General features: G+C 59.0%; 2 protein-coding genes. Both read right to left on the bottom strand.

All coding sequences use genetic code 11. From position 1 onward, the window contains the following. The coding region (locus A4E33_RS11665) for an ArdC family protein (RefSeq protein ID WP_292348352.1) at positions 1–135 on the bottom strand (135 nt) is incomplete at its 3' end. Beyond that, positions 132–500, bottom strand: coding sequence for a hypothetical protein (locus tag A4E33_RS11660; RefSeq protein ID WP_292348351.1), 369 nt, complete (start codon positions 498–500; stop codon positions 132–134). The genes A4E33_RS11665 and A4E33_RS11660, both read right to left, overlap by 4 nt. Positions 501–1,044 lie beyond the last annotated feature (544 nt).

Genomic DNA, 1,044 nt, shown 5'->3' with positions numbered 1-1,044 from the left:
CCCGGTGTATGCCCTGCCGCTGAAGAGGTTGCGCGGGCCGTTCTCGGTCCACGGCTTCAGCCAGGGGATCTTTCCTTCCGAGAGCGCCTTTATGATCCGCTCGTTGATCTGTGCTTTTACGTCAGCGGCTTTCATGCTGGCACCCCGGCGGGCTGCATGGTCGAGACGTTCGCATATTTCCGCTCGCCCTTGAGCATCCCCTTTACCTGTGCGAGGGGGGAGACGTACTGCACATCGTTGATGGAGATCATCACGGCTTTACCGGACCGGGTGATCCATGCCTTCCCGACCGGGGCCGCGTCCGCGTTCTTCATAACATCGGATATGTCATAGACTGCCGCAGGCCAGTGCTGTTCAAGTTTGTGTACTTCACTGGTGGGAATAACTGCCTGCATTGTTTTGACATCGATACGGACCGAGCCGTTATAGAGGCGAGCCGCCCCTATGTGCTCGAACTTTACATCTGTTTTTGTTGTTGGAGTCATGGTGTTTTTCACCATACATTCATCGACGTTAGCGCTTATATGCCTCCGCCGTGCGCAGGGTGAAAGTAAAAGCGGTGCGCTGTCCGATTTGCGAAATAAGGCAATTGCGGCGAATTAGTTTTTATTTTTACACAAGGCCCGCCCGGGCACACTGCGCGACAGGCCGCTGATGCGTCCTGTAACCGCGCCGTGTGACCATGACCCGCCCTCTCGGTTTTCTGTTGGTACGCGATCGCCCCGGTTGGACCCACCCGACAAAGCGAGCGACCGTCCGCTGATGCGTCCGGTAACCGTCGCTTTGTCCTCCCTCCCCTGCCCTGAAACCGATCTCCGTTCCTATCGCAATGACTGCCCTCCCTTTCAAGGGAGGGAGGAGCGAAGCGGGCGAAAGGTCCGGGGCCCAGCGGCCCGAGCGAGCACCGCGACAGGGGCGCGAAGGTAAGGAGCCGCATCAGCGGCGAGTCCGAGCCCCCTGTGCGTCGTGCGAGCGAGTCACTGAGCGTCTACGTTTTCGCATCAACAGCGACGAACACGATGCGGAGCATGGTGTGAGGAGCGG

It is taken from the genome of Methanoregula sp. PtaB.Bin085 (assembly GCF_002067035.1).
In the GTDB taxonomy this organism is placed as follows: domain Archaea; phylum Halobacteriota; class Methanomicrobia; order Methanomicrobiales; family Methanospirillaceae; genus Methanoregula.
Note: the sequence above shows the minus strand (reverse complement) of the source record. Positions and strands in the feature narration are given on the sequence as shown.

What these genes read in the sequence shown, in the direction of transcription:
- A4E33_RS11660 (WP_292348351.1), bottom strand. Translation starts at nt 500, where the DNA reads ATGGTGAAAAACACCATGACTCCAACAACAAAAACAGATGTAAAGTTC.